Consider the following 20,560-nt stretch of genomic DNA (forward strand, 5'->3'; position numbering starts at 1 on the left):
CCTCGCGGTCGTAGACTTCCAAGCTGTCCCCGCCGCGTTCGCCCCTTGTTCGCCATTGGAGCCCCACCCGTGACAAAGCCGCCCTTCACGCACCTGCACGTCCACACCCAGTACTCGCTGCTGGACGGTGCCGCGCGGCTGAAGGACATGTTCGACGCGTGCAACGAGATGGGCATGACGCACATCGCGATGTCCGACCACGGCAACCTGCACGGGGCGTACGACTTCTTCCACTCGGCGCAGAAGGCGGGCGTCACGCCGATCATCGGGATCGAGGCGTACGTCGCCCCCGAGTCGCGGCGCAACAAGCGCAAGATCCAGTGGGGCCAGCCGCACCAGAAGCGCGACGACGTCTCCGGCTCGGGCGGTTACACGCACAAGACGATCTGGGCGGCGAACAGGACGGGGCTGCACAACCTCTTCAAGCTCTCCTCGGACGCGTACGCCGAGGGCTGGCTCCAGAAGTGGCCGCGCATGGACAAGGAGACGATCGCGCAGTGGAGCGAGGGCCTGATCGCCTCCACCGGCTGCCCCTCCGGTGAGCTGCAGACCCGCCTTCGCCTCGGCCAGTTCGACGAGGCCCTGAAGGCCGCCTCCGAGTACCAGGACATCTTCGGCAAGGACCGGTACTTCCTGGAGCTGATGGACCACGGCATCGAGATCGAGCGCCGGGTCCGCGACGGCCTCCTGGAGATCGGCAAGAAGCTCGGCATCCCGCCGCTGGTGACGAACGACTCGCACTACACGTACGCGCACGAGGCGACCGCCCACGACGCCCTGCTGTGCATCCAGACCGGCAAGAACCTCTCCGACCCGGACCGCTTCCGCTTCGACGGGACGGGCTACTACCTGAAGTCGACGGACGAGATGTACGCCGTCGACTCCTCGGACGCCTGGCAGGAGGGGTGCCGCAACACGCTCCTGGTCGCCGAGCAGATCGACACCACCGGCATGTTCGAGAAGCGCGACCTCATGCCGAAGTTCGAGATCCCCGACGGCTTCACCGAGGTCACCTGGTTCCAGGAGGAGGTCCGCCGCGGCATGGAGCGCCGCTACCCGGGCGGCGTCCCCGAGGACCGGCAGAAGCAGGCCGAGTACGAGATGGACATCATCATCCAGATGGGGTTCCCGGGGTACTTCCTGGTCGTCGCCGACTTCATCATGTGGGCGAAGAACAACGGCATCGCGGTCGGCCCCGGCCGCGGCTCCGCGGCCGGCTCGATCGTCGCGTACGCCATGGGCATCACCGACCTCGACCCGATCACGCACGGACTGATCTTCGAGCGGTTCCTCAATCCCGAGCGCGTCTCCATGCCCGACGTCGACATCGACTTCGACGAGCGCAGGCGCGTCGAGGTGATCCGGTACGTGACCGAGAAGTACGGCGCCGACAAGGTCGCCATGATCGGCACGTACGGAAAGATCAAGGCCAAGAACGCGATCAAGGACTCCGCGCGCGTGCTCGGCTACCCGTACGCGATGGGGGACCGGCTCACCAAGGCGATGCCCGCCGACGTCCTCGGCAAGGGCATCGACCTCTCCGGCATCACCGACCCGCAGCACCCCCGCTACGGGGAGGCTGGCGAGATCCGGGGGATGTACGAGAACGAGCCGGACGTCAAGAAGGTCATCGACACCGCCAAGGGCGTCGAGGGCCTGGTCCGGCAGATGGGCGTGCACGCGGCCGGCGTGATCATGTCCAGCGAGCCGATCGTCGACCACGCCCCGCTGTGGACCCGGCACACCGACGGCGTCACCATCACGCAGTGGGACTACCCGCAGTGCGAGTCGCTCGGCCTGCTCAAGATGGACTTCCTGGGCCTGCGCAACCTCACCATCATGGACGACGCCGTCAAGATGGTCCGCGCCAACAAGGGCATCGACCTGGAGATGCTCTCGCTCCCGCTCGACGACCCCAAGACCTTCGAACTGCTCTGCCGCGGTGACACGCTCGGCGTCTTCCAGTTCGACGGTGGTCCGATGCGCTCGCTGCTGCGCCAGATGCAGCCCGACAACTTCGAGGACATCTCCGCCGTCTCGGCCCTGTACCGGCCGGGCCCGATGGGCATGAACTCGCACACGAACTACGCGGAGCGCAAGAACGGCCGCCAGGAGATCACGCCGATCCACCCGGAGCTCGAAGAGCCCCTGAAGGAGACGCTCGGCCTGACCTACGGCCTCATCGTGTACCAGGAGCAGGTGCAGAAGGCCGCCCAGATCATCGCCGGGTACTCGCTCGGCGAGGCCGACATCCTCCGTCGCGTGATGGGCAAGAAGAAGCCCGAGGAGCTGGCGAAGAACTTCGTCCTCTTCCAGGAGGGCGCGAAGAAGAACGGCTACTCCGACGCGGCGATCCAGGCCCTGTGGGACGTCCTGGTGCCGTTCGCCGGCTACGCGTTCAACAAGGCGCACTCCTCCGCGTACGGTCTGGTCACCTACTGGACCGCGTACCTGAAGGCCAATTACCCGGCCGAGTACATGGCGGCGCTGCTCACGTCCGTCAAGGACGACAAGGACAAGTCCGCGGTCTACCTGAACGAGTGCCGCCGCATGGGCATCCGGGTCCTGCCGCCGAACGTGAACGAGTCGCTCCACAACTTCGCCGCCCAGGGCGACGACGTGATCCTCTTCGGCCTGGAGGCGGTCCGCAACGTCGGGACGAACGTGGTGGACTCGATCATCCGCTCGCGCAAGGCGAAGGGGAAGTTCGAGTCGTTCCCCGACTACCTCGACAAGGTCGAGGCCGCCGCCTGCAACAAGCGCACCACCGAATCGCTCATCAAGGCCGGTGCGTTCGACACGATGGGGCACACCCGCAAGGGCCTCACCGCGCAGTACGAGCCGATGATCGACAATGTCGTCGCGGTCAAGCGCAAGGAGGCCGAGGGACAGTTCGACCTCTTCGGCGGCATGGGTGAGGCGGACAGCAGCGAACCGGGGTTCGGGCTCGACGTCGAGTTCTCCACCGACGAGTGGGAGAAGACGTATCTGCTCGCCCAGGAGCGGGAGATGCTCGGCCTGTACGTCTCCGACCACCCGCTCTTCGGCCTGGAGCACGTGCTCTCCGACAAGGCGGACGCCGGTATCGGTCAGCTGACCGGCGGCGACTTCTCCGACGGCGCCGTGGTCACCGTGGGCGGCATCATCTCGGGCCTGCAGCGCAAGATGACCAAGCAGGGCAACGCCTGGGCGATCGCCACCGTCGAGGACCTCGCCGGCTCCATCGAGTGCATGTTCTTCCCGGCGACCTACCAGCTGGTCTCGACCCAACTCGTCGAGGACGCCGTGGTGTTCGTCAAGGGCCGCCTCGACAAGCGCGAGGACGTGCCCCGCCTCGTCGCCATGGAGATGCAGGTCCCCGACCTGTCGAACGCGGGCACCAACGCGCCCGTGGTCCTCACCATCCCGGCGCTCAAGGTCACTCCGCCGATGATCAGCCGCCTCGGCGAGATCCTCAGCAACCACCGGGGCGACAGCGAGGTGCGGATCAAGCTCCAGGGGCCGCGCAAGACCACGGTCCTGCGGCTCGACCGGCACCGCGTGAAGCCGGACCCGGCGCTCTACGGCGACCTGAAGGTGCTGCTCGGCCCGGCCTGCCTGGCCGGCTGACCCGGCCCGCCACCGCCGCCGTCCGTACGTCGAGGGGCGCACCCCGGATCCTGGGTGCGCCCCTCGTCACGTACCAAATGCCTTAGGCGGTGCGTCAGTTGTGCCCGAAGCGCTTCTTGTGCTTACGGGCGACGTCCGACGGGCTGCCCATCGCCTGCGGCTCCAGCGTCGCCTGCGACGTCGACTGGGCCTCCATGGTGGACTTCTGGACTTCCTCGCGGCCGCGCTCCGCACCGGACGAGCGGTTCTGGTCGCCGGACTGCTTGCGATTCTTGTTCTTGGCCATATTGATCTGCCTCCTATTGGGGGGAGATTGGGAGATCTCGGGGCCAGGTTCGCGTTCAGATTCACATAGCCTGATAAAGATCGCATATCGGGCAATTACCGTGCGTGACACGGGGGATCGAGGCGCACCCGGCGCGCCTTCACCGCATCCGCCACGCCGAAGATCGAGTTCGGGCCGTTAACCCCCGTGCCGTCGGGCAGACTCGAAGGAAACCCGAAGCGAACCCGCGGGCGCCGCCCCGTGAGCGCGTCCGGACTGTCGTAAGTCGGCGAAAGAGGGTGGATCGCGTGGACCGCTGCATCGTCCTGGTGGATGCCGGGTATCTCCTGGGGGCCGCCGCGAGTCTCCTGGCCGGCGAGCCCTCCCGCTCCCGCATCCACGTCGACCACGCCGCCCTCATCCAGGGCCTGCGCGAGCGCGCCGAGAGCGAGACCGAGCGCCAGCTGCTGCGCATCTACTGGTTCGACGGCGCCCCCGACCGGGTTCCGCAGCCCGAGCACCGCAGGCTGCGCGTGATGCCCCGCGTCACCGTCCGGCTCGGCGCTCTGACCCGCAGCGACGGCCGCTGGGCGCAGAAGGGCGTCGACGCGGCCATGCACGCCGAGCTGACCGAACTGGCCCGCAACCGCGCCTGCTCCGACGTGGTCCTGGTCACCGGCGACGGCGATCTGCTGCCCGGCATGATGGCCGCCAAGGAACACGGCGTCGCCGTCCACCTGTGGGCCGTGCAGGCCGCCGACGGCGACTACAACCAGTCCGAGGACCTGGTCGCCGAGGCCGACGAGCGGCGCGTGCTCGACCGGGTCTGGATCACCAAGGCCGTCCGCGCCAAGGAGCTGGGCGGGGTCTGCGCCCCGCAGCCCGTGCCGCGCCCCGAGATCGCCGCGATCCTCTCCGCGCCGCTGCCCGAGGCCGCCCACGCCCAGGCCGGACGCCCGGTCGACGAGGGCGCCGACGCGCCGCCCGCCCAGCACGAGCCCGCCGCCCGCCCGCAGAGCGAGGCGGAGGAGCGCGCCGCCGCCGTCAAGGGCGTCCCCACCCCCAAGGACCTGGCGGCCCTGCGCGGCCCCGGCACGACCGCCGCACCGGCCGCCCAGCACCCCACGAACGCGACGCTGCGCTGGTCCTCCGACAAAGGGTGGGTGGAGCGCCCCGGCGGCGGCGGTGAGCCCCCGGAGGCGGCCTCCCTGCCCACCCTCGCCCAGCTCACCACCGCGGAGCAGCGCTGGGCCGACCGCGAGGAGGACATCACCGCGGTCAGCGGCGACCCCTACGAGGTGGGCCAGGTCTTCGCCCGCCGGTGGATGGCGCGCCTCGCCGACCCGGCCCGGCTCGCCAAGCTGGGCGGCATGTACCCGCGGGTGCCGCACCGCATCGACGGCGAGCTGCTGCGCTACGCGGCGCGCTTCGGCCTCCTCGCCCACAAGGACGACCAGATCGACGAGCACGACCGGTACGCGATCCGGGCCGGGTTCTGGCGCGAGATCGACGTGCGCACCGCGGAGCACGCCACCGCCGGGGAGTGACGACCCGCGCGGGCGGGGGACGCCCCGGCGACCGGCTCCCGGCCCTGCCCGGCGCCGCCGCCCGCCTCATTTGTCCGGCCCCGCGCGCAATGAGGCGGCCCGGACCCCGTACTCTCGTTCCTCGTGAGTACGCGCACCGATGATGCCGCCCCGGACCACAAACGGGCCGCTGTGGTGTGCGCGGTGCGCGGTCTCAGCAAGACCTACCCGGCCGTCCGCGGGCGGCGCGGGGTCCCCGCCGCCCCGCCGGTGCGGGCCACTGACGACGTCCGGCTCTCCATCCGCCGCGGGGAGATCTTCGGGCTGCTCGGGCCGAACGGCGCCGGCAAGTCCACCCTCGTGCGGCAGCTGACCGGGCTGATGCGCCCCGACACCGGCAGCGTGGAGATCCTCGGCCACGACATCGTGCGCCACCCCGAGCGGGCCGCGCGGATCCTCGCCTACCTCGGCCAGGAGTCGACCGCCCTGGACGAGCTGACCGTCTCCCTCGCCGCCGAGACCACCGGCCGGTTGCGCGGGCTCCCCCTGCGCGCGGCCCGCGCCGAGCGGGACGCCGTCCTGGAGGAGCTGGGGCTCACCCCGCTGGCCTCGCGCCCGCTCAAGAAGCTCTCGGGCGGCCAGCGGCGCCTGGCCTGCTTCGCCGCCGCCCTCGTCGGCGAGCGGCCCCTGCTCGTGCTCGACGAACCCACCACGGGCATGGACCCCGTCGCCCGGCGCGCCGTGTGGGCCGCGGTGGACCGGCGCCGGGCCGAGCGCGGCACGACCGTGCTGCTGGTCACCCACAACGTCATCGAGGCCGAGACCGTCCTCGACCGCGTCGCCGTCCTGGACGCCGGACGGGTCATCGCCTGCGACTCCCCGGCCGGGCTCAAGGACCGCGTCGCCGGGGAGGTGCGGGTCGAGCTGGTGTGGCGGGAGAAGGCGCCCCTCCAGCTGCCCGAGGTCGCCCGGCTGCGCGAGCACGCCGTGGAGGCCGGACGGCGCTGGTCGCTGCGGCTGGCGCCGGACGCGGCCCGGGCCGCGGTCGCCGCGGTCACCGGCGGCCCGGCCTTCGACTCCCTCGACGACTTCACGCTCGCCACGCCGAGCCTGGAGGACGTCTATCTGGCACTCGGCGGCAGCCGCAGCAGTGTGAAGGGCCTGGTGAAGGCATGACCGCCGTATCCACGGAAGCCGTGCGCGAGCGCCGGCACCGGCCGCCGGCCGTGACCGCCGACGACGGGCTCGCCCCCCGGGCCCGGTTCCTGCCCTCGCTCGCCGCGGTCTACCGCGCCCAGCTCTCCCGGGCCCGGGTGGCCCGCATCCCGCTGCTGTTCGTGGCGACCTTCCAGTCCATCGGGATCATGATCCTGATGCGCGGCGTCGTCGACCGGGGCGGCGGTGAGGCGCGGGCCGTCGTCGCCGGCTCCGCCGTGCTGGTCGTCGCCTTCGTCGCGCTCAACCTGCTCGCCCAGTACTTCGGGCAGCTGCGCGCGGCCGGCGGCCTCGACCACTACGCGACCCTGCCCGTGCCGCCCGCCTCCGTGGTGCTCGGCGTCGCGGGCGCCTACGCCTCGTTCACCGTGCCCGGCACCGTCGTCACCGCGGTCGCCGGCTGCGCCATGTTCGACCTGCCGCTGACCCACCTGTGGGTGCTGGCCGCGGTGATCCCGCTGGCCGGAGCCGCCCTCGCCGGGCTCGGCGCCGCCCTCGGGCTGCTCGCGCCCCGGCCCGAACTGGCCACGCTGCTCGGCCAGTTGGGCATGTCCGCGGCGCTGCTGCTCGGCGTGCTGCCGGCCGACCGGATGCCGCAGGCCGTGCGGTACGCGCGGGACCTGCTGCCCTCGACGTACGGCGTCGAGGCCCTCGCGCGGACCTTCGGCGGCCACCCCGACTGGCCCACCGTCCTGCTCGACCTCGGCGTCTGCGCGGCCGTCGGCGTCGCCTCCCTGGCCGTGGCCACCTGGGCCTACCGCCGGGCAGCCGTCCGGTGACGCGCCCGGCGGGCACGCCTGGCACGATGGCAGGGTGACCGCACCGCTGACGCCGCCGCCTCATCAGCCCCCGCACGACAACGGGCACGGGGACCCCTGGCAGGCCCCCGACCCGATGACCGGGCACCTGCCCCCCGCGCCGCAGCACGCGCAGGACGGACCCGGGCTGCGGACCGAGCTGCGCGAGGCCGCCCTCGTGACGGTCGCGGTCGCGCTCACCGGCCTGCTGCTGGGCGCGCTGTGGCTGTGGCTCGCGCCGCGGATCCCGCTCGTGTCGGACAGTACGGCGGTCTACCTCAAGGACACCGAGGGCGAACAGGCCATCGGGATCGACGGAACGTTCACTCTGCTCGGCCTCGCGTTCGGCGTGCTGGCCGGCCTGGCGGTCTTCCTGTGGCGCCGGCGCGGCGGCGTCCCGCTGGTCGTCGGACTCACCCTGGGCAGCCTGCTCGGGGGCCTGCTCGCCTGGCGGTTCGGGATCTGGCTCGGGCCCACGCAGGACGTGGCCGCGCACGCCAAGCAGCTCGGCAAGGGCATCGTCTTCGACGCCCCGCTCGAACTGAAGGCCAAGGGGGCGCTGCTCGCCTGGCCGCTGGCCGCCCTGGTGGTCCACCTCGGGCTCACCGGCCTCTTCGGCCCCCGCGACCCCGACCCGTACGCCGGTTACTACGACCACGCCCCGCGCCCCGCGCAGGAGCCGCCGGGCACGCAGGTCTGAGGGCTACGGCCGGCCGGGGAGCAGACCCGCTCCGACGAGCAGGCGCCGGACCCGGGCCAGCTCGGAGGCGTCCAGCGGGACCTGCGGCGCCGCGGTCGCCGGGCAGCCGATGATCCCCTGGAGGTGGACGGCCGCCTTGAACGCGCCGAGCGCCGACGACGAACCGCCCATCCGGGCCGGGTCGCCCGCGTCGACGATCGCGAACAGTGCGGCGAGCCGGTCCTGTTCGCGCCGGGCGGTCTCCCAGTCGCCGGCGCGGGCGGCCGCGTAGAGCCGTACGTAGGCGTGGGCGTCCACATTGCCGAGTCCGGGAACGACGCCGTCGACGCCGGCCAGCAGGGCGCCGTCCACGGTCAGTTCGGCGCCGGTGAGTACGGCGAAGGCGGGGGCCGCGGCGCGCAGCGGGCCGAGCAGGCGGCGCAGGGAGCCCTCGTCGCCGCTGGAGTCCTTGAGCCCGGCGAGCGTGCCGTCGGCGGCCAGCGCGAGGACGGTGTCCCGGCCCAGTTCGGTGTGGACCGCGGACGGGATGTCGTAGGCGAACACCGGCAGCCCCGTGCCGGACCGCAGCCGCCGGAAGTGGCTCCCGACCTCGGCCGGGTGCGTGCGGGTGTAGAACGGCGCGGTGGCGACCAGCGCGTCCGCGCCCGCCCGCACCGCGTCCTTCGCCCGCTCCAGGACCCGTGCGGTCGTCGTCTCGATGACCCCGGCGAGCACCGGCACCCGGCCCGCCGCCGCCTCCACCGCGGCCTCCAGGGCGGTGCGCCGCTGGAGGTCCGTGAGGTAGGCCGCCTCGCCGCTGGAGCCCAGCAGGAACAGACCGTGCACCCCGGCGTCGACGAGGTGCCCGGCCAGCCGTCGCACCGAGGCGATGTCCACCTCGCCCTCCGGCGTCAGCGGCGTGACCAGGGGCGGGACGACGCCGCGGAGCGGGGCGGGAAACGGGGCGCGCGAAGTCATGGCGGTGGTCTCCCGGTCGGGTCGGCGGGCGGACGCGGACGGTGCGGCGACGCAGGTGGGACCGTGACGTGGGACGTCCCACCTCCAGGGTGACAGTGCGGCACCGGCTTCGGCGGTGTCAAGAGCGCGGCGGGCGGGCGAACGCCCGGTGAACAGCGCTCCCGGGGAGCGGTGCGGGCGGCGCCGGGCGCAGCGGCCCGGTCCGCCGCGGGGTCAGGCGCGTCCGACGGGAGCGAGTACCGCGCCGGTCAGGGCCACCAGGTCGCCGGGGGCCAGTTCGACCTCCAGGCCGCGGCGGCCCGCCGAGACGCAGATCGTCGGGTGCTGCCGCGCCGAGGCGTCGATGACCGTGGGCAGCGACTTGCGCTGGCCCAGCGGGGAGATGCCGCCCCGGACGTACCCGGTGGTGCGCTCGGCGAGCGCCGGGTCGGCCATCGCGGCCCGCTTGCCGCCGACCGCCGCGGCCAGCGCCTTCAGGTCGAGCTGGCCCGCCACCGGCACGACCGCCACGGTCAGCCGGCCGTCGACGTCGGCGACCAGCGTCTTGAAGACCCGGTCGGGGGAGACCCCCATCGCCTCTGCGGCCTCCTCGCCGTACGAGGGATGGGCCGGGTCGTGCTCGTAGGCGTGCACGGTGAACGCCGTGCCCGCGGCGGTGAGCGCCACCGTCGCGGGGGTGCCCGCGGACTGCTGCTTCTTGGTCTTCTTCGCCACCGTGCCTGGTCCCTACGTCAGTTGCGGCTGGTCGCCTGGCGCGTCAGCTCCGCCGCGGGCAGCGACGGCAGATGCCGGATGATCGCGGTCTCGGCGCGCAGCAGCCGCAGCTCGTCGCGGAGCCGCGACGCCGCGTCCGGGGCCTGGAGCAGCCGCTGCTTGGTCGGGACGTCGAGCACGGCGGCCGCCGCCACCAGGTAGGACACCACCGAGGGGTCGTCGGGCAGCTCGGCGCCGGTCGTCAGCGACCGCTCGCGGGCCCCGGCCAGCCGCTTCTGGTAGGAGCGGAACGCGCGCAGCACCCCTTCCGCCAGAGCGCCCGCCTCGTCGCCGTCCTCCTCGGGCAGCTCCTCGACCTCGGCGGTCAGATAGGGGCCCGAGGCGTCGACCGAGAGGAGCTTCACCCGGCGGGTGCCGGTGGCAAGCACCTCGAAGCTGCCGTCGGGGCGCTCGCGGATCGTCGCCGCGTCCGCGACGCACCCCGTGCCGTGGAACGACGTCAGGGGGTCGTCGCCGAAGCCGGCCGCGGGCCCCGCGCCCGCCTCCTTGGTGGTGGCGTCGTCCGGCATGCCGGAGGCGCTGGGGGCGACCTCGTGCCCGTCGCGGATCGCGACGACGGCGAAGCGGCGCGGCTCGTCGGAGACGGCCGGATCGGCGTCGGGGCCGGACGGATCGCTGGGAGAGGCCTTCAACAGGTCGCGCATCAGGGCGCGATAACGCTCCTCGAACACGTTCAGCGGGAGCACGAGCCCCGGGAACAGCACCGAGTTGAGCGGGAAGAGCGGAAGCCGGACGGTGGTCACGACGCTCAAGCCTAATGGGCGCCGGCCCCGCCGGGCCCGCCGCGCAGCGGGAGGGTGGCCGCGACCTCGATGCGGACCTCGTCGCGCAGCTCCAGGAACCGCTCCAGCGGATCGTCCGCGAGCCGGTCCCAGGGGAAGGAGGTCGCGTACGGGCCGAGCAGCCGCAGCTGTTCGAGGGCGTCGGGCCAGCGCTCCAGCTCGATGAGGACGCAGGCCAGCAGATTGCGCACCTCGGCGGGCCACGGGTCGGCCGCGTCGTACCGGCGGGAGAGCTCGATCGCGAGGTCGGCGGCGGCGTCGAGGCGGGTGCGCGGCACACCCGCCGGGGCCTGCGCCGTCAGGTACGCGAAGGCGGCGCGGACGGGCAGGGCCTGGAGCAGGGAGCCGGGCAGGGCGTCCTGGGCGGCCCGCTCGGCGAAGTCGAAGCACTCGGCGTGCGAGCCGTACCAGGCCGCCGAGAGGTACTGGAGGGCCGCGACGTGACAGCCGTAGTGGTGCGGGGAGCGGCGGACCGCCTGGGCCCACGCGGACTCGAACGCGGTGTGCGGGGCGTTCGAGCCGCGCGCGTGGTCCAGGGCGACGCGCCAGGGCACCGGGTCGCGGGGGTCGGCCCCGGCGGCGGCCGCGATCAGCGGGCCGACCTCGCGCAGCAGCTCGGCCCGGGCCGGGGAGGCGAAGGCGCGGCCCACCGCCAGCTCGGCCTTGACCAGGAGGAGGTCCGGGTCGTGCGGGTGGGCACGCTGCCAGGCGTCGAACCACTCGGCGCGGGAGGCGGCGAACGCGGCGAGGCGCAGCACATAGCGGTCGCGGTTCTCCCACTCGGCCCGCTCCCGGGTGTGGGCGAGGACCTCGGCGGCGGCCCGGTACTCGCCGCGGCCCGCGGCGACCAGGGCCGGGGCGAGGCGCTCGTCCGGGGCGTCGAGCAGGATCTCGTCGTCCGGCGGCAGGCCCGCGGCCAGGGCCCCGGTGTGGCGGATCATGCGGGCGGTGCGGATGAGAGCACGCAGGAACGGCACGGCTGCCTCCTCTGCGTGCGGACGGAACGGTGGTGGCGCTGGACGGAACGATGATGGCGCTGGAAGGACGGTCGCGGGCGGCCGGTGGTTGCCTACGCGCCGGTAACAATTCGGCGGCGCCGCGGGCCCGGCCCGCTCAGTTGCGGCGCAGCAGCCGGGTGGTGCCCGCCGCGACCGTCGTCGCCAGGATCCAGCCGAGGATGATCATGGCCGACGCCGCCCACTGCCAGCCGCCGCGCAGCTGCCAGCTGCTGGACTGGCCGAGGTCGATCACCGGCAGCAGCAGATCGAGGGCGAAGAGGGTCGCGTTCCACTGCGGGCCCTCGCCCGGCTTCATCGGGGGGTGCGGGGCGCGGCTGAAGGCGAACGCGCCGACCGCCCAGAGCACCGCCATCCACACCGCGGCCCGGCCCGGCCGGTACCCGTAGGCGACCGTCCAGTCCTGGAGGTAGCCCCACACCTTCGCGGCCGGCGGCAGCGTCTCGCGGCGCCGCCGCTGCTTGGCGAGCAGCACCTCGCGGGCGTCGGAGTCCTCACCGCTGTTGCGCAGCACGGTGGCGAGCCGCTCGTAGGGCTCCGGGTTGTACTCCGGCGTCGCGGCCGCCACCCACTCCAGGCGCTGGGCGAGGGGGAAGGGGCCGAACGGGATGAGGTTCTCGTAGGTGAACCCGCCCATCCGCAGCTGCCCGGGGCCGGGCCAGCCGGCCGCCTTGTCGACCAGGTTGACGATCTTGGCGCCGGAGAGCACGATCCGGCCGCGCCGCGGCCGCTCGCCGAGGAAGCGCAGCTCGGGGGTCTGGACGCGGCGCAGGGATATCTCCTGATCGTCCTCCAGGACGAAGAGGGCCGCGTCCAGGTCGACCGCGTCGCCGAACCGGCCGTCGTCGAGCCGGATCCCGCCGACGCAGCTGAAGCGCTGCACCCGCGTGCCGCGCGCCGGCGTCACGCCCCCGGCGAGGAGCGGCACGCCCAGACCCGCCGGGGTCAGGTACAGCGTGCGCTCGACGGTCAGCTGCGGGGCGTTCAGAGCCAGCCGGCCCTGGGCGTTGCTCAGCCGGCAGCCGCGCAGCGAGAGCGAGACGCCGACCGTGGCGCCGCGCAGGCTGACCTCGCCGTGCGTCTCCACCATCTCGGCCTGGAGGTCCTGCCCGACCGTGAGGCCGTCCGCCATGAGCGACTTGCCGCGCCGGTCGCGGAAGACGACGGCCTGGTTGAGCAGCAGGTCTGTGCCGATGTGGGCGTCGCTCAGCCGGATGCCGTGGTGGAAGCGGCAGCGCGGCAGGTGCAGATCGCCCTCGGTGTGCACCCGGGCCCCCTCCAGGCGCGGCACCGAGCAGTCGACGAGCCGCACCGTCGAGAAGCGCGCCTCGGGCACCAGCACCTCCTTCTCGAAGCGGCACTGCTTCAGCTCCACGTAGGGGCCGATCGCGCCGCCCGCCAGGTCGAGCACGTCCGTGATCTGCAGGCCGGTCAGCTTGAGGGAGGGGACCCGGCCGGAGAGGGCGGGCGGCCCGTCCAGCAGCAGCCATGCCACGACCCGCGCCCGCACGCTGCGCTCGGGCCCCCAGGGGTGCCCGCCGTGCGGGTCGTCCACCGCCACGACCCCGCTGCGCAGGTCGTAGCCGGTGCCGTTGCGAAAGGCCAGCCACATGCCCGCCTCCGCGGGGGTCAGCCCCTCCGGTACGTCCCCGTCGCCACTGCCGCTCCCCACGTCGACCACGCCTGTTCTTCCTCCCCGTGCACCCCTCGGTCACCTGCTACTCGCGGGTTTCGTACAACCGTTCATGCCCGCTGGGTGACGGTCTGAACACTCACCGTGAAGGCTCGTGGAGCCGCCGCGCGACAACGGCCGAAACCGGGTGTGTATCAGCCACTGATACGGGCGGCCGGTGCCGCTCGGGCGTCTGAGAGAATTGGTGCGTGATCTCTCGAATCGATCTGCGCGGCGCCGCCCTCCCCGAGGGTCAGGCCCTGCGCTCGCTGCTGCCCCGTGCCGACTTCGACGTCACGGCCGCCCTGGAGAAGGTGCGGCCGATCTGCGAGGACGTGCATCATCGCGGCGACGCGGCGCTGATCGACTTCGCAGCGACGTTCGACGGCGTCACGCTCAAGAGCGTGCGCGTCCCGGCCGAGGCCATCACCGAGGCCCTCGCCACGCTCGACCCCGCCGTCCGCGCCGCCCTGGAGGAGTCGATCCGGCGCGCCAGGATCGTGCACCGCGCCCAGCGCCGCACCACCGAGACCACGCAGGTCGTGCCGGGCGGCACGGTCACCGAGAAGTGGGTCCCGGTGGACCGCGTCGGGCTGTACGCGCCCGGCGGCCGCGCCGTCTACCCCTCCTCCGTGATCATGGACGTGGTCCCGGCGCAGGAGGCCGAGGTCCCCTCGATCGCGCTCGCCTCACCGGCCCAGAAGGAGTTCGGCGGCCTGCCGCACCCGACGATCCTGGCCGCCTGCGCGCTGCTCGGCGTCGACGAGGTGTACGCGGCGGGCGGCGCCACCGCCGTCGCGATGTTCGCCTACGGCACCGAGTCCTGCCCGCCCGCCCCGATGGTGATGGGCCCGGGCAACATCTGGGTGGCCGCCGCCAAGCGCTACTTCACCGGCGTCATCGGCATCGACTCCGAGGCCGGTCCCACCGAGATCGCCGTCCTCGCCGACGCCACCGCCGACCCGGTGCACGTCGCGGCCGACCTGATCAGCCAGGCCGAGCACGACCCGCTCGCCGCCTCCGTCCTCGTCACCGACAGCGAGGAGCTGGCCGAGGGCGTCGCCAAGGAGCTGGCGGCGCAGGTCGCGGTCGCCAAGCACCGCGAGGAGCGGATCGAGCCCGCCCTCGCCGGCAAGCAGTCCGCGATCGTCCTCGTCGACTCCGTCGCGGACGGCCTCGCCGTCGTCAACGCCTACGGGGCCGAGCACCTGGAGATCCAGACCGCCGACGCCGCCGCCGTGGCCGAAAAGGTGCGCAACGCCGGCGCGGTCTTCGTCGGCCCGTACTCCCCGGTCTCGCTCGGCGACTACGCGGCCGGGTCCAACCACGTCCTGCCCACCGGCGGCTGCGCCTGCCACTCCTCGGGCCTGTCCGTGCAGTCCTTCCTGCGCGGCATCCACGTCGTGGACTACAGCCGCGACGCCCTCGCCGAGATCACCTCCCACGTGGTGACCCTCTCGGAGGCCGAGGACCTGCCCGCGCACGGCGCCGCCCTCAAGGCCCGCTTCGGTTGGAAGGTGCCCACGCGGTGACCGGCATCGACGACCTCCCCGTCCGGGACGAGCTGCGCGGCAAGTCCCCGTACGGCGCGCCCCAGCTGGACGTACCCGTCCGGCTGAACACGAACGAGAACCCCTACCCGCTGCCCGAGCCGCTCGTCGCGCGGATCGCCGAGCGCGTCGCCGACGCCGCCCGGAACCTGAACCGCTACCCGGACCGGGACGCGGTCGAGCTGCGCACCGAACTCGCCAGGTACCTCACCCGCACCACGGGCCACAAGGTCACCACCGGGCAGGTCTGGGCGGCCAACGGGTCGAACGAGGTGCTCCAGCAGCTGCTCCAGGCGTTCGGCGGCCCCGGCCGCACCGCCCTCGGCTTCGAGCCCTCGTACTCGATGCACCCGCTGCTCGCCCGCGGCACCAACACCGGCTGGATCAGCGCCCCGCGCACCGCGGACTACTCCCTCGACGTGCCCGGCGCGATCGAGGCGATCCGCACGCACCGGCCGCACGTCGTCTTCGTCACCAGCCCGAACAACCCCACCGGCAACGCCGTCGCGGCCGAGGACGTCCTCGCGCTGCACGAGGCCGCGGGCCGGGACGCCATGGTGATCGTCGACGAGGCGTACACCGAGTTCAGCCACGGCGCCTCGCTGCTGCCGCTGATCGAGGGCCGCCCCAACCTGGTGATCTCGCGGACCATGTCCAAGGCGTTCGGCGCGGCCGGACTGCGCCTGGGCTACCTGGCCGCCGACCCGGCCGTGGTCGACGCCGTCCAGCTGGTGCGCCTGCCCTACCACTTGTCGGCCGTCAACCAGGCCACGGCGCTCGCCGCCCTGGAGTACACCGACACCCTGCTCGGCTACGTGGAGCAACTGAAGAGCGAACGCGACCGCGTGGTCGCCGAGCTGGAGGGGCTCGGCTTCGACGTCACCGTCGCCGACGCCAACTTCGTCCAGTTCGGCGTCTTCAAGGACCCCCACGCGGTCTGGCGGTCCATCCTCGACCGCGGTGTCCTCATCCGCGACAACGGGGTGCCCGGACGGCTGCGGGTCTCCGTCGGCACCCCCGAGGAGAACGACGCGTTCCTGGACGCGGCCCGCGCAGTGAAGAAAGCCTCAATGGACGATCAGGAGCCTGGCGCATGAGCCGCATCGGACGCGTGGAACGGACGACGAAGGAGACCTCGGTCCTCGTCGAGATCGACCTGGACGGGACGGGCAAGGTCGAGGTGGCGACCGGCGTCGGCTTCTACGACCACATGCTCGACCAGCTCGGTCGGCACGGCCTGTTCGACCTCACCGTCAAGACCGAGGGCGACCTGCACATCGACTCGCACCACACCATCGAGGACACCGCCCTCGCCCTCGGCGCCGCCTTCAAGCAGGCGCTCGGCGACAAGGTCGGCATCTACCGCTTCGGCAACTGCACCGTCCCGCTGGACGAGTCGCTCGCGCAGGTCACCGTCGACCTCTCCGGCCGCCCCTACCTCGTGCACACCGAGCCCGAGAAGATGGCGCCGATGATCGGCGAGTACGACACGACGATGACCCGGCACATCCTGGAGTCCTTCGTCGCCCAGGCCCAGATCGCCCTGCACGTCCACGTGCCGTACGGGCGCAACGCCCACCACATCGTGGAGTGCCAGTTCAAGGCCCTCGCCCGGGCCCTGCGCTACGCCTCGGAGCGCGACCCGCGCGCCGCCGGCATCCTCCCCTCGACGAAGGGCGCCCTCTAGTCATGAACGGCCTCGCGACCGTCCTCATCGTCGTCGGCCTGTTCCTGCTCGGCGGCGTCTACTCCTTCGCCAAGCAGGGCATGGGCAAGAGCCTGATCACCCTGCTCTCCCTCAGCGCGGCCTTCTGCCTGATCGCGGGCGTGCTGCGGCTCGACTACTGGAACTGACCCCATGACAGAGAAGAAAGTGGTCGTCTTCGACTACGGCTTCGGCAACGTCCGCTCCGCCGAGCGCGCCCTCGCCCGCGCGGGCGCCGACGTCGAGATCACCCGCGACTACGACACGGCGATGAACGCGGACGGGCTCCTTGTGCCCGGCGTCGGCGCGTTCGCCGCCTGCATGCAGGGGCTCCGGCAGGCCCGCGGCGACTGGATCGTCGGCCGCCGCCTCGCCGGCGGCCGCCCGGTCATGGGCATCTGCGTCGGCATGCAGATCCTCTTCGCGCGCGGCGTCGAGCACGGCGTCGAGACCGAGGGCCTGGACGAGTGGCCCGGCGCCGTCGAGCCGCTCAAGGCCGACATCGTGCCGCACATGGGGTGGAACACCGTCCGCGCACCCGGGGACAGCACCCTCTTCGCCGGCCTCGACGCCGACGAGCGCTACTACTTCGTGCACTCCTACGCCGTCCAGGACTGGCAGCTCGAAGTGCACAACCCGCACCTGCGGGCGCCGCGGGTCACGTGGGCCACCCACGGTGAGCCGTTCGTCGCCGCCGTGGAGAACGGCGCACTGTGGGCGACACAGTTCCACCCCGAGAAGTCCGGCGACGCCGGAGCCCAGCTGCTGAAGAACTGGATCGGAACCCTTTAGCCATGAGCAAGCTCGAACTCCTCCCCGCGGTCGACGTCCGAGACGGTCAGGCGGTCCGCCTTGTCCATGGCGAGTCCGGCAGCGAGACCTCCTACGGCTCCCCGCTGGAGGCCGCCCTCGCCTGGCAGCGCTCCGGCGCCGAGTGGCTCCACCTGGTCGACCTGGACGCCGCGTTCGGCACCGGCGACAACCGCGCGCTGATCCGCGAGGTCGCCGAAGCGATGGACATCAAGGTGGAGCTCTCCGGCGGTATCCGCGACGACGACACGCTCGCCGCCGCGCTCGCCACCGGCTGCACCCGCGTCAACCTCGGCACCGCCGCCCTGGAGAGCCCCGAGTGGGTCGCCAAGGTCATCGCCGAGCACGGCGAGAAGATCGCGGTCGGCCTCGACGTGCGCGGCACCACGCTGCGCGGCCGCGGCTGGACCCGCGACGGCGGCGACCTCTACGAGACCCTCGCGCGGCTCGACTCCGAGGGCTGCGCCCGCTACGTCGTCACCGACATCGCCAAGGACGGCACGCTCCAGGGCCCGAACCTGGAGCTGCTGAAGAACGTCTGCGCGGCCACCGACCGCCCGGTCGTCGCCTCGGGCGGCGTCTCCTCCCTCGACGACCTGCGCGCCATCGCCGCCCTGGTCCCGGTGGGCGTGGAGGGCGCGATCGTCGGCAAGGCGCTGTACGCCGAGGCGTTCACGCTGGAGGCCGCGCTGGAGGCGGTCGCCGCATGAGCACCCACGACGCCGGCGCGGTCAGGCGCCACCCCTCGGGTGGCCCTTACGAGGAGACCATCGGCTACTCGCGCGCGGTGGAGCTGCCGACCGGGCTCGTCCTGGTCTCCGGCTGCACCTCCGTCATCGACGGCGTGATCGACGCGGGCACGCCCTACGAGCAGACGGTGAACGCCTTCGGGGTCGCCCTGAAGGCGCTGCGGGACCTGGGCCTGGGCGCCGAGCACGTGGTGCGTACCCGGATGTACCTCACCCACGCCCGGGACGTGGACGACGTGGGCCGCGCCCACAAGGAGCTGTTCGACGCCGTCCGCCCCGCCGCGTCCATGATCATCGTCTCCGGCTTCATCGACCCCAGCCTGGTCGTCGAGGTGGAGGTCGAGGCGTTCCGCCCGCAGCCGGGCACGCCGGCGCACGCAGGAGAAGCACAGTGAGTCTCGCCGTACGGGTCATCCCCTGCCTCGACGTCGACAACGGCCGCGTCGTCAAGGGGGTCAACTTCCAGAACCTGCGCGACGCGGGCGACCCCGTCGAGATGGCCAAGGTCTACGACGCCGAGGGCGCCGACGAGCTGACCTTCCTCGACATCACGGCGTCCTCGGGCGACCGCGAGACCACGTACGACGTGGTGCGCCGCACCGCCGAGCAGGTCTTCATCCCGCTCACCGTCGGCGGCGGCGTGCGCACCGCCGACGACGTGGACAAGCTGCTGCGCGCCGGGGCGGACAAGGTCGGCGTGAACACCGCGGCCATTGCCCGGCCCGAGCTGATCCGCGAGATCGCGGAGCGGTTCGGCCGCCAGGTGCTCGTCCTGTCCGTGGACGCGCGGCGCACCGCGTCCGGCTCGTTCGAGGTCACCACGCACGGCGGGCGCCGCTCCGCCGGCCTCGACGCGGTGGAGTGGGCGCACCGGGCCGCGGAGCTGGGGGCGGGGGAGATCCTGCTCAACTCGATGGACGCGGACGGCACGAAGGATGGCTACGACCTCGAGATGATCGAGGCGGTGCGGCGGCACGTGTCCGTGCCGGTGATCGCGTCGGGCGGCGCGGGGGCGCTGGGGCACTTCGCCCCGGCGGTGGCGGCGGGGGCCGATGCGGTGCTCGCCGCGTCCGTCTTCCACTTCGGTGACCTGCGGATCGGTGAGGTGAAGGGCGGCCTGCGCGCAGCGGGGTACCCCGTCCGGTAGCGCCCGCGCCGTCCCCCGGGCCCGTTCGTCTGCCGCCCCGGTGGGGGCTGGTCGCGCAGTTCCCCGGGCCCCTGAAGCAAGCGGCTCCGCCGCAGCTCCAGCGCCCGACGAGAGGCCGCACGAAGTGCGCCTCTCAGGGGCGCGGGGAACGGCGCGCTCAGCCCCCACCGGGGCCGCGGGCGAACGGGGTTCTGAGGCGCGGGGCCCTCGGCATCCCGGGACCGGTGATTTCGCCGATGCACATGTCACCGCTCACCCCCCACCGTGGTCGCAGTCCAGCCCACGGTGGTGTCCCGGGACGGATACCACCCTCCCCCCGAGAGGACCGCATCGTGCTGAAGATGCGCACCCGCATGATCCGTACGGGACTTGCCACCCTGCTGGCCCTGGGTGGCCTGGCCACCTCGCAGGCCGTCGCCGCGCAGGCCGCCGACAACCCCTACGAGCGCGGCCCCGCCCCCACCACGTCCAGCGTCGAGGCGCTGCGCGGCCCGTACTCCGTCGCGCAGACCTCCGTGTCCTCGCTGAGCGTCACCGGGTTCGGCGGCGGCACGATCTACTATCCGTCGTCCACCTCCGACGGCACGTTCGGCGCCATCGCGATCTCCCCGGGCTTCACCGCGTACCAGTCGTCCATCGCCTGGCTGGGCCCGCGCCTGGCCTCGCAGGGGTTCGTCGTCTTCACCATCGACACCAACACCACGCTCGACCAGCCCGACAGCCGGGGCCGCCAACTCCTGTCCGCCCTCGACTACTTGACGCAGAGAAGCTCGGTGCGCACCCGCATCGACACCAGCCGCCTCGGCGTCATGGGGCACTCGATGGGCGGCGGCGGCACCCTCGAAGCCGCCAAGAGCCGGCCCTCGCTCCAGGCGGCGATCCCGCTCACCGGCTGGAACCTCGACACCACCTGGCCCGAGGTCAGGACGCCGACGCTGGTCGTGGGCGCGGACGGTGACACCATCGCGCCGGTCGCCACCCACTCCGAGCCGTTCTACCGGAACCTGCCCAGCTCGCTCGACAAGGCGTACCTGGAGCTGCGCGGCGCCACGCACTTCACGCCGAACTCGTCCAACACCACGATCGCGAAGTACAGCATCTCGTGGCTGAAGCGGTTCATCGACAACGACACCCGTTACGAGCAGTTCCTCTGCCCGCTGCCCGCGGCGAGCCTGACGATCGCCGAGTACCGCGGGAACTGCCCGCACACCTCCTGACGGGCTGTGCGGGAGCACAGTGTCGTGCGGCGCCGGTTGGGTCCCCTCCCAACCGGCGTCGCGGGTGCG

At 72.8% G+C, this 20,560-nt stretch carries 20 protein-coding genes; 14 read left to right on the forward strand and 6 right to left on the reverse strand.

Annotation, left to right across the window (positions count from 1 at the left end; all coding sequences use genetic code 11):
• Positions 1 to 69 precede the first annotated feature (69 nt).
• On the forward strand, positions 70 to 3,609 hold the full coding sequence (gene dnaE / locus ABZY33_RS10760; RefSeq protein ID WP_356491187.1) for a DNA polymerase III subunit alpha: 3,540 nt from the start codon (positions 70 to 72) through the stop codon (positions 3,607 to 3,609).
• 94 nt (positions 3,610 to 3,703) lie between these two features.
• On the opposite strand, the gene ABZY33_RS10765 is transcribed toward dnaE, so the two are convergent.
• Complete coding sequence (locus ABZY33_RS10765; protein WP_356491188.1) at positions 3,704 to 3,895, reverse strand: hypothetical protein; 192 nt, start codon at positions 3,893 to 3,895, stop codon at positions 3,704 to 3,706.
• A 287-nt stretch (positions 3,896 to 4,182) separates the two neighbouring features.
• Between ABZY33_RS10765 and ABZY33_RS10770 the strand changes: the two genes are divergently transcribed.
• The 4 genes from ABZY33_RS10770 to ABZY33_RS10785 all read left to right on the forward strand — a co-directional run bounded on the left by ABZY33_RS10770 (position 4,183) and on the right by ABZY33_RS10785 (position 8,112).
• Positions 4,183 to 5,421 (forward strand): NYN domain-containing protein, encoded by a 1,239-nt coding sequence (locus tag ABZY33_RS10770; protein ID WP_356491189.1) that lies wholly within the window; start codon positions 4,183 to 4,185, stop codon positions 5,419 to 5,421.
• Between the two features lie 174 nt (positions 5,422 to 5,595).
• Complete coding sequence (locus ABZY33_RS10775; RefSeq protein ID WP_356491251.1) at positions 5,596 to 6,576, forward strand: ABC transporter ATP-binding protein; 981 nt, start codon at positions 5,596 to 5,598, stop codon at positions 6,574 to 6,576.
• Entirely contained in the window at positions 6,573 to 7,394 is an 822-nt protein-coding gene (locus tag ABZY33_RS10780; protein WP_356491190.1) for an ABC transporter permease, read from the forward strand. Before ABZY33_RS10775 ends, ABZY33_RS10780 begins: the two co-directional genes overlap by 4 nt.
• Before the next feature lie 34 nt (positions 7,395 to 7,428).
• On the forward strand, positions 7,429 to 8,112 hold the full coding sequence (locus tag ABZY33_RS10785) for a DUF2567 domain-containing protein (protein ID WP_356491191.1): 684 nt from the start codon (positions 7,429 to 7,431) through the stop codon (positions 8,110 to 8,112).
• A gap of 3 nt (positions 8,113 to 8,115) precedes the next feature.
• Here ABZY33_RS10785 and ABZY33_RS10790 read toward each other — a convergent pair whose 3' ends face one another.
• The 5 genes from ABZY33_RS10790 to ABZY33_RS10810 form a co-directional block, all read right to left on the reverse strand.
• Positions 8,116 to 9,069, reverse strand: coding sequence for a dihydrodipicolinate synthase family protein (locus ABZY33_RS10790; protein WP_356491192.1), 954 nt, complete (start codon positions 9,067 to 9,069; stop codon positions 8,116 to 8,118).
• A 213-nt stretch (positions 9,070 to 9,282) separates the two neighbouring features.
• The gene (gene ybaK, locus ABZY33_RS10795) at positions 9,283 to 9,783 is read right to left on the reverse strand and encodes a Cys-tRNA(Pro) deacylase (RefSeq protein WP_356491193.1); all 501 of its coding nucleotides are present in this window, start codon (positions 9,781 to 9,783) and stop codon (positions 9,283 to 9,285) included.
• Positions 9,784 to 9,800: 17 nt separating this feature from the next.
• Entirely contained in the window at positions 9,801 to 10,586 is a 786-nt protein-coding gene (locus tag ABZY33_RS10800) for an LON peptidase substrate-binding domain-containing protein (RefSeq protein WP_356491194.1), read from the reverse strand.
• An 11-nt stretch (positions 10,587 to 10,597) separates the two neighbouring features.
• Positions 10,598 to 11,566 (reverse strand): hypothetical protein, encoded by a 969-nt coding sequence (locus tag ABZY33_RS10805; RefSeq protein WP_356491252.1) that lies wholly within the window; start codon positions 11,564 to 11,566, stop codon positions 10,598 to 10,600.
• 172 nt (positions 11,567 to 11,738) lie between these two features.
• A complete protein-coding gene (locus tag ABZY33_RS10810; protein ID WP_356491195.1) occupies positions 11,739 to 13,322 on the reverse strand; it encodes an oxidoreductase in 1,584 nt (527 codons plus the stop codon).
• A 200-nt stretch (positions 13,323 to 13,522) separates the two neighbouring features.
• Between ABZY33_RS10810 and hisD the strand changes: the two genes are divergently transcribed.
• From hisD to ABZY33_RS10855, 9 genes are all read left to right on the forward strand, one after another.
• Positions 13,523 to 14,845, forward strand: a complete 1,323-nt coding sequence (gene hisD / locus ABZY33_RS10815) for a histidinol dehydrogenase (RefSeq protein ID WP_356491196.1) — start codon at positions 13,523 to 13,525, stop codon at positions 14,843 to 14,845.
• Positions 14,842 to 15,960 carry a histidinol-phosphate transaminase gene (locus tag ABZY33_RS10820; protein WP_356491197.1) on the forward strand — a complete coding sequence of 373 codons (1,119 nt, stop codon included), beginning with the start codon at positions 14,842 to 14,844 and terminating at the stop codon, positions 15,958 to 15,960. The genes hisD and ABZY33_RS10820 overlap by 4 nt, the downstream gene beginning before the upstream one ends.
• Positions 15,957 to 16,550 (forward strand): imidazoleglycerol-phosphate dehydratase HisB, encoded by a 594-nt coding sequence (hisB, locus tag ABZY33_RS10825; protein WP_324768309.1) that lies wholly within the window; start codon positions 15,957 to 15,959, stop codon positions 16,548 to 16,550. Before ABZY33_RS10820 ends, hisB begins: the two co-directional genes overlap by 4 nt.
• Positions 16,551 to 16,552: 2 nt before the next feature.
• Positions 16,553 to 16,717, forward strand: coding sequence for a hypothetical protein (locus ABZY33_RS10830; RefSeq protein WP_356491198.1), 165 nt, complete (start codon positions 16,553 to 16,555; stop codon positions 16,715 to 16,717).
• Positions 16,718 to 16,721: 4 nt separating this feature from the next.
• A complete protein-coding gene (hisH, locus tag ABZY33_RS10835; protein ID WP_356491199.1) occupies positions 16,722 to 17,360 on the forward strand; it encodes an imidazole glycerol phosphate synthase subunit HisH in 639 nt (212 codons plus the stop codon).
• Positions 17,361 to 17,362: 2 nt separating this feature from the next.
• Positions 17,363 to 18,088: a bifunctional 1-(5-phosphoribosyl)-5-((5-phosphoribosylamino)methylideneamino)imidazole-4-carboxamide isomerase/phosphoribosylanthranilate isomerase PriA gene (gene priA / locus ABZY33_RS10840; protein ID WP_356491200.1), complete on the forward strand. Its 726-nt coding sequence runs from the start codon at positions 17,363 to 17,365 to the stop codon at positions 18,086 to 18,088.
• A complete protein-coding gene (locus ABZY33_RS10845) occupies positions 18,085 to 18,522 on the forward strand; it encodes a RidA family protein (RefSeq protein WP_356491201.1) in 438 nt (145 codons plus the stop codon). The genes priA and ABZY33_RS10845 overlap by 4 nt, the downstream gene beginning before the upstream one ends.
• Complete coding sequence (gene hisF / locus ABZY33_RS10850; protein WP_356491202.1) at positions 18,519 to 19,274, forward strand: imidazole glycerol phosphate synthase subunit HisF; 756 nt, start codon at positions 18,519 to 18,521, stop codon at positions 19,272 to 19,274. The genes ABZY33_RS10845 and hisF overlap by 4 nt, the downstream gene beginning before the upstream one ends.
• 341 nt (positions 19,275 to 19,615) lie before the next feature.
• Positions 19,616 to 20,491 carry an alpha/beta hydrolase gene (locus ABZY33_RS10855; protein ID WP_356491203.1) on the forward strand — a complete coding sequence of 292 codons (876 nt, stop codon included), beginning with the start codon at positions 19,616 to 19,618 and terminating at the stop codon, positions 20,489 to 20,491.
• The last annotated feature ends 69 nt before the right edge of the window (positions 20,492 to 20,560 follow it).

This window comes from Streptomyces sp. NPDC006552 (genome assembly GCF_040611655.1).
Classification (GTDB): Bacteria; Actinomycetota; Actinomycetes; order Streptomycetales; family Streptomycetaceae; genus Streptomyces.

Excerpts from the sequence above, each read along its gene's own strand:
- ABZY33_RS10765 (WP_356491188.1), bottom strand. The coding sequence starts at position 3,895 with ATGGCCAAGAACAAGAATCGCAAGCAGTCCGGCGACCAGAACCGCTCG.
- ABZY33_RS10780 (WP_356491190.1), top strand. The coding sequence starts at position 6,573 with ATGACCGCCGTATCCACGGAAGCCGTGCGCGAGCGCCGGCACCGGCCG.
- ABZY33_RS10790 (WP_356491192.1), bottom strand. The coding sequence starts at position 9,069 with ATGACTTCGCGCGCCCCGTTTCCCGCCCCGCTCCGCGGCGTCGTCCCG.
- ABZY33_RS10805 (WP_356491252.1), bottom strand. The coding sequence starts at position 11,566 with ATGATCCGCCACACCGGGGCCCTGGCCGCGGGCCTGCCGCCGGACGAC.
- hisB (WP_324768309.1), top strand. The coding sequence starts at position 15,957 with ATGAGCCGCATCGGACGCGTGGAACGGACGACGAAGGAGACCTCGGTC.
- ABZY33_RS10830 (WP_356491198.1), top strand. The coding sequence starts at position 16,553 with ATGAACGGCCTCGCGACCGTCCTCATCGTCGTCGGCCTGTTCCTGCTC.
- hisH (WP_356491199.1), top strand. The coding sequence starts at position 16,722 with ATGACAGAGAAGAAAGTGGTCGTCTTCGACTACGGCTTCGGCAACGTC.
- priA (WP_356491200.1), top strand. The coding sequence starts at position 17,363 with ATGAGCAAGCTCGAACTCCTCCCCGCGGTCGACGTCCGAGACGGTCAG.
- ABZY33_RS10845 (WP_356491201.1), top strand. The coding sequence starts at position 18,085 with ATGAGCACCCACGACGCCGGCGCGGTCAGGCGCCACCCCTCGGGTGGC.
- ABZY33_RS10855 (WP_356491203.1), top strand. The coding sequence starts at position 19,616 with ATGCGCACCCGCATGATCCGTACGGGACTTGCCACCCTGCTGGCCCTG.